Genomic DNA, 6,262 nt, shown 5'->3' with positions numbered 1-6,262 from the left:
CGCGGAGCCCGTGCCCGAACCCGTGCTCGAGCAGGTGCCGGCCGGCGTGGCCGAGCCGGCGCAGGGCACGCCGCCGCCCGCTCCGGCGTACGACGTGCCGCCACCGCTCGACGGGCCGCTCGATGTGGACCCGTCGCCGCTCGCGCTGCACTTCACCCCGGACGCCGAGTTCACGCCGCTCGACGAGGAGGAGCGGAGCCTGCTCGAGGCGGCGACGCGCGGCGACCGCGAGGGGTTCCTGCGGACCCTGCTCAGCGTCCGCCAGATCTGGGTGCCGGTCGTCGACGGCGGCGACTCGATGCTGGCGCCGGGACGCCCCGGCTTCCAGTGGTACGTCGACGACTCCTCCGGGCGTCCCGTCGTGCCCATCTACACCGGACCGGGTCGGATGCGCGACGCGATGGGCGGTCACCCGTTCGTGCTGTCCGACCTCGCCAAGGTGCTGCGCTTCTGGCCGGACCCGGCGCTGGAGCTGGTCATCAACGGCGGCACCGCGATCGGCGCGTCGGTCCCCGGCGACCGCGTCACCCCGATGGCCGAGCAGGTCGACGCCGCCGCCGCGGCGCGGCTGGCCCGCGACTTCCCGGCGCAGAGCGACGCCGAACGCCAGATGTTCGACGTACGCGACGACGCGGACATGGTCGTGAAGGTCCTCATGGACGCCACGGTGTTCCTGCCGGTCTGGAGCCGTACGCCGCCCGCCGTGCAGACCCGGCCCGGCGACCCGTCGTTCCCCTGGTCGGCCGTTCCCGTACGCGGACGGCCGTCCGTGCTCGCGTTCACCTCCTTCGACTGGATGAAGGCCGCGGTCGGCACGACCGGCTTCGTCATGCCGACCTTCGCCGAACTGGTCGCGGGATGGCCGGATCACGGCTGGAGCGTGTCGGTCAACCCGGGGACGCCGATCGAGCTGGTGCTGTCCGGCGAGCAGATCCGCGCGCTGTCCGCCGTCGGCCTGGAGCGGGTGGCCGAGGACATTCCGCCGCCCGTGCCGGAGGCCGGGATGCCGCTCGGCGACGCTCCGGCACCGGTGCCCACCGGCGGACACCACCGCGAGGCCGAGGCGGCGCGTACCGACGTGCCGCAGGAGACCGGGGCTCGGCCCGGACCCGCCGCCGACCGGCCGGTCGAGGCGCAGCGCGGACCGTTCGCCATCATGCAGAAGGTCGTACCGCACGACCAGGTCGCGTGGCATCTGGAGCAGGCGTACGACCGGGTGGCCGGCTTCGTGCACCGGGTCCAGGACGTGGTCGACCTGAACACCCCGAAGCTGCTGTACGAGTCCCTCGGCCTGCTGCGCGAGGGCGCGCCGTTCCACCCGGACGACGCCCAGGTGCACGTCATCCGCTGGCCCGCGTACCGGTCCGGGCTCTACCGCATCCCGTTCGGCGGCCAGACCGAAGAGGCGATGCGATCGTGGGGCGACGGCGGCTGGGTGCTCGAACTCCCGCCCTTCGGCGGCGACGGCTTCGCGCCGGGCAGCGCCGGCAGCATCCGCGAGTACAAGGTCGACAGCATGCGCCTGCCGCACGGCTCGGAGATGTACGTCATCGGCAGCGACGGCTCCGAACGCTTCGTCGCACGCTGGGACGCCGACCGGCTGGTCTGGGGGGACACGGAGTGATTCGCGACGGCTACACCGCACTCTGGCGCGGTACGGAGTACGACGCCACGCCCGGCGTGGACGGCGAGGTGCGGCTCTACGCCGCCGCGCCCGCGGAGGGGTTCGAGGAGGTGCGCCCGGGCCGGTTCGTGCGCGTCGTCCGGGACGCCGAGGTGGACGACCTGCGGTACGTCCGGACGTCCTGCACGTGGCGCGGGGAGCCCTTCGTCGTCATCGGGGAGCACGGCGGCTGGGTCCGGTTGGAGTACGCGGGCGGCCGCGCCCCGGTCGCGGCTGCGCTGGGCTTGGAGACGGTCGACGCCGGGGTGTACCAGATCTGGGTCTCGCGCGAGGAGATCGAGCAACTGCGCGAGGAGAACATTTAGGTCATTCGGGGCGACAACTTCGCTTGCCCTGTTGATTGATCGGCCTTGACGTGATCGCATGATTCTTACCTCACGCATGACGAAGCGTAGGGTTGATATCAACGAAGTCGTTGAGGAGGTCGTGGGCGGTGCTCGCACGATCGGTACGAACCCCACTGATCATCAGCGTTGGCACAGGAATCGTCCTGGCCAGCGGCACCGCAGCAGCCCTCGCGGCGACGGACACCCCATCCCCCTCAGCGGATGTGTCCCCGTCGAGCAAGCCCGGCGGCACCACGACGGCGACGCCGACGAAGAGTTCGTCGAGTTCGACCTCTGACACCCCCACTCCCACGCCGACGGCGGTCCTCAAGCTGGCGTTCGCCAGCGTGCCGAGCTCCGTGGCGCCGGGCGGCAAGGCGTCGATGGAGATCGTCGTGACGCCGAGCGCCAGCGTCAAGAACCTGGAGTTGACGCTCAGCGCGGATCGCAGCGCCGAGGTGACCTCCGTCTCCAGCGGAAAGAACGTCTACAAGACGACGACCCTTTCGGGGCCCCGCCACGTCGCGATATCGGTCACGGTTCCCTCAAAGGACAAAACCGGCAAGGTGACGGTGACGGCATACGTGGTCGCCGATGACGCCAAATCCGGTGACGACGTGAAGGAGGTGACCAAGCAGCAGACGCTCACCATCAAGAAGGCGTCCTCGCCATCGCCGTCGAAGTCCAGCGGGTCTAGTAAGGGCAGCAGTTCCAGCAGTTCCAGTGGGAGCAAGAGCAGTTCGAGCACGTCGGACCTGCCGACCGGGCTGGGGTCGTCCGGGGGCGGGGCCACGCCGTCCGTCGCTCCGTCGAGCGATCCGGCCGTGTTGCCCTCGATCGCACCGACCCAGGCGCCGTCGACCGCCCCGGTCGTGAACACCGGCAACTCCCAGCAGATGCGCGGGACCACCGACGCGGCCGATGAGCTCACCTTCGACAAGCTGGCCAGTACCCAGGCGGCCTGGCTCGCCGCGCTCCTCGTCGCGTTCTCCCTGCTCCTGACCCAGGTACGGCTCGGGCGGGCCAACGCTCGCACGCCGAAGCAGAAGGGTGCGCACCGCAAGACGCACCGTTCCGGCGGGGCGCACTGACGTTCGTCTCCCCACGCACCGCCCGGTCGGCCGGCGGCGCCCGCGCTGCGGCTACAGGACTTCGGGGCGCATCAGTTCGTGGCACGCGATCGCGGCGGCCGCGACCACGTTGAGCGAGTCGACGCCGAGGTCCATCGCGTCGCCGCTCATCGGAATGCAGACGGGTTCGTCGGCCTCGTGAAGCCATCGAGACGACAGGCCGTCGCCCTCCGCGCCGAGCATCAACGCGACCCGCTCTCCCCGCGGTGCCTTGCCGATCGGCGTGGACCCCTGGTACGGGGTGAGCGCCAGCAGCGTGAACCCGGCCGCGCGCACTTCGTCCAGTCCGGCGTGCCAGTCGGTCATCCGGGCGTACGGCACGGCGAAGACCGCGCCCATCGACACCTTGACCGAACGCCGATACAGCGGGTCCGCGCAGCGAGGTGACAGGATGACCGCCTCGACGCCGAGGGCCGCCGCGCACCGGAAGATCGCCCCGACGTTGCCGTGGTCGACGAGATCCTCCAGGACGAGGATCCGCCGTACCCCCGGCAGGAGCGAGCCGACGGACGGCAGCGGCAGGCGTTCCATCGACGCGAGCGCGCCGCGGTGCACCGGAAACCCGGTCACCGCCTCGGCCACCGCGTCCTCCACGACGTACACCGGCGCGTCGCCGAGCACGTCGGACAGGGGTTCGACCCAACGGCGCGCGGCCAGCACGGACCGTACGGGATGGCCCGTGGCGATCGCCCGGCGGATGACCTTCTCTCCCTCGGCCATGAACAGGCCGTGCTCGGCCTCCAGGCTCTTGCGGAGGTTCACGTCGCGCAGGCGGGTGTAGTCGGCGAGACGCGGGTCGGCCGGGTCGGCGATGGGGATCAGGCGGGCCATGCCTCCAGTATCGCGGCCCCAACGGTCATGAGCCCTCCCGCGTCGGAGGAGCAACCGCTGGAACGCGTCCCTTGGCTTCCTCGCTCAGCTCGGTCACGAGTCCTCCTGCCTCGGAGGGGCGACGCCCGTTGACTCCCTCGCCTCGCGCGGAGGGGCCACCACCAGGGCGCGCCCTTCGGTTCCCCGGTTCGCTCCGGTCACGAGCCCCCCACGTCGGGGAGGGTGACCGCCAAGGCGCGTCCTGGGTTCCTCGCTTCGCTCGGTCAGGGCAGCCGGAGTTCGGTGAAGAGCGCGCGGTGGTCGCTGGCGGGCTGGAGGTAGACCTTCACCCGTTCGATCGCGCAGCGGCGGTCGGCCAGCACATGGTCGATCGTGATCGGCGGCCAGGGCCGGAACGTCGGCACGAGGCCCTGCCCGGTCGCGTCCGCGGCGTCGGTGAAGCCCTCCCCGATCAGCCGGCGCAGCGGCGCGTGGTCGAGCGTGGCGTTGAAGTCGCCCGCGACGATGCCGACCTCTCCGTGCGGGGTGGGCGCCGGGATCTCCCGCAGGTCGTGCCGCCACTTCGCGGCGTCCGGGCCGAGCGGCGCCGGTGGGTGCGCGGCCGTGAAGCGCACGGGCGCGGCGCCCGGCACCTGCAGGGTCGCGTTCACCATCGCGAACGTGGTGGGTCCGTTGTCGGGCCGTTCGGTCAGCGGATAGCGGGAGTAGAGACCCGTGCCCTCGGGGCCGCCGCGCGGATCGATCACCCGGTACGGCATCAGGCGCTCGATGCCCGCCGCGTCGAGCCGCTCGGCCGCCGCCGGCGTGAACTCCTGCACGCTGAGCACGTCGGCGCCGGTGCTCCGGACCAGGTCGACCAGGCCTTCATCGCCGGCCCGGCCGAACTTGAGGTTGGCGGTGAGGATCCGCAGGCTCGGGCCGGTCGCGTCCGGCCGCCCGCCGCCGAACGCCCTCGGCAGCACGATGCCGGCGTACACCGCGGCGAGGGCGACCGTGACCCCGAGCGCGATCCAGTTGCGGGTCAGCGCGGCGACGGCGAGCGGGATGACCACGCCCGCCGCGACGTACGGCACCACGGCCATCGCCGGGATCAGAATCGAGGAGAAGGAGGACATCCGGTCGACGCCGACGAGGCGCGCGACCGCCCAGAGGAGCCAGACCGCCACGAGAATCCAGGTGATCACCGATGTCCACCGCCGCCGCCGTTTGACCGGGCGCGCCGTCGCGTCGTCGTCCCGTACGGTCGCGAGTCTCGTCATCCTGCCGCTCCCCCGGTCGCCGTTTGGGCCCCGAGCCCTACTGTGCACGACGAAGCTGACCGCCGGGTTCAGGTTCGCCTATATACCAGACCGAATCTGCTAACACCACGTGGGCGGGCCGTCACCGGCGCCCGCCCGGGACGGCCGGGTCAGTCGGTTGTGACTGGGTTCCTTACTGAGGCCGATCCGCGACGGCGCAGCGTATCCACCTGGAAGTCAACTCACGGCCGTCCGCCGAAGTTCGTTTCTTTACCGGTAAGCAACCTTTCCAGTCATGACCCGCACGCGTTGACCTGCGAAAAGTTCTCCCTGGCCTCTTTGGTCACACAGGGAAGGGGAAGCTACAGTGCCCCTCTATATCCACCCATCCCCCGCGAAAGAGGACAACCGTGAGCGGACGTCGCCGCAAGGAGGAGCCCCCGGGCGGCACGCCGGATGACGGAAGGTCGGGCCCTCCGGTGCCACCCGGCGGCGCGGGCTCCGGCGGCGCGGGTCCGCACGACCAGCCGTCCCCGCAGGATCCGTACGGTACCGGCGGCGGGCACGATCCGTACGGCGGTTACGCGAACGACCCCACGGGCGGTGGAGGGTTCGCGGGTGGCCCGGCCGACGACCGGCCTCCCGGGCAGGGACGCGACGGCTACATCGGACCCGGCCTCGGCCGATCCGGCATCGGCATGGCGGCCAGTGGGTACGGCGGCTCGGACTTCCGCAGCCAGGGGTACGGCAACTACGGAGCGCCCCCGAACGGCCCGGGCCAGGGATACGGAGACCAGGGAACGCCCCCGAACGCCCCGGGCCAGGGGTACGGAAATCAGGGGACGCCCTCGAACGCCCCGGGCCAGGGTGGTCCCCCGCAGGGCGGACTCGGCGGCGCGGGCCAGGGTGGTCACGGTCAGGGTGGTTTCGGGCAGGGCGGTCCCGGCCAAGGAGGTCCCGGCCAGGGCGGTTCCGGGCGGGGACGTCCCGGCCAGGGCGGTCACGGGCAAGGCGGTCACGGCCAAGGCGGATCCGGGCGGGGCGGTCCCGGGC

General features: G+C 71.8%; 6 protein-coding genes and 1 pseudogene. 4 read left to right on the top strand and 3 right to left on the bottom strand.

Features of this window, described 5'->3' with window-relative positions; all coding sequences use genetic code 11:
- Window positions 1–1,624 (top strand): SseB family protein (locus tag ACFFNX_RS38915; RefSeq protein WP_378211150.1); only part of this gene is annotated, 1,624 nt, incomplete at its 5' end.
- Window positions 1,621–1,989: a UCP033725 family protein gene (locus ACFFNX_RS38910; protein WP_378211148.1), complete on the top strand. Its 369-nt coding sequence runs from the start codon at window positions 1,621–1,623 to the stop codon at window positions 1,987–1,989. The genes ACFFNX_RS38915 and ACFFNX_RS38910, both read left to right, overlap by 4 nt.
- A 70-nt stretch (window positions 1,990–2,059) precedes the next feature.
- Here ACFFNX_RS38910 and ACFFNX_RS38905 read toward each other — a convergent pair whose 3' ends face one another.
- Window positions 2,060–2,428, bottom strand: a complete 369-nt coding sequence (locus tag ACFFNX_RS38905) for a hypothetical protein (RefSeq protein ID WP_378211147.1) — start codon at window positions 2,426–2,428, stop codon at window positions 2,060–2,062.
- Between ACFFNX_RS38905 and ACFFNX_RS38900 the strand changes: the two genes are divergently transcribed.
- Window positions 2,406–3,101: a hypothetical protein gene (locus ACFFNX_RS38900; protein WP_378211145.1), complete on the top strand. Its 696-nt coding sequence runs from the start codon at window positions 2,406–2,408 to the stop codon at window positions 3,099–3,101. The genes ACFFNX_RS38905 and ACFFNX_RS38900 overlap by 23 nt on opposite strands.
- Before the next feature lie 51 nt (window positions 3,102–3,152).
- Here the strand turns inward: ACFFNX_RS38900 and ACFFNX_RS38895 are convergent, their stop codons facing one another.
- Together ACFFNX_RS38895 and ACFFNX_RS38890 are read right to left on the bottom strand one after the other, a co-directional pair.
- Window positions 3,153–3,971, bottom strand: a complete 819-nt coding sequence (locus ACFFNX_RS38895) for a TrmH family RNA methyltransferase (RefSeq protein ID WP_378211143.1) — start codon at window positions 3,969–3,971, stop codon at window positions 3,153–3,155.
- 263 nt (window positions 3,972–4,234) lie between these two features.
- A complete protein-coding gene (locus tag ACFFNX_RS38890) occupies window positions 4,235–5,230 on the bottom strand; it encodes an endonuclease/exonuclease/phosphatase family protein (protein WP_378211141.1) in 996 nt (331 codons plus the stop codon).
- Window positions 5,231–5,619: 389 nt separating this feature from the next.
- On the opposite strand from ACFFNX_RS38890, the pseudogene ACFFNX_RS38885 reads away from it, so the two are divergent.
- Window positions 5,620–6,262, top strand: a pseudogene (locus ACFFNX_RS38885) (hypothetical protein); the annotation flags it as partial.

Source organism: Actinoallomurus acaciae, from assembly GCF_042429965.1.
Lineage (GTDB): Bacteria > Actinomycetota > Actinomycetes > Streptosporangiales > Streptosporangiaceae > Actinoallomurus > Actinoallomurus acaciae.
The sequence above is the reverse complement of the archived record's forward strand: the minus strand, read 5'-3'. Positions and strand labels throughout refer to the sequence as shown.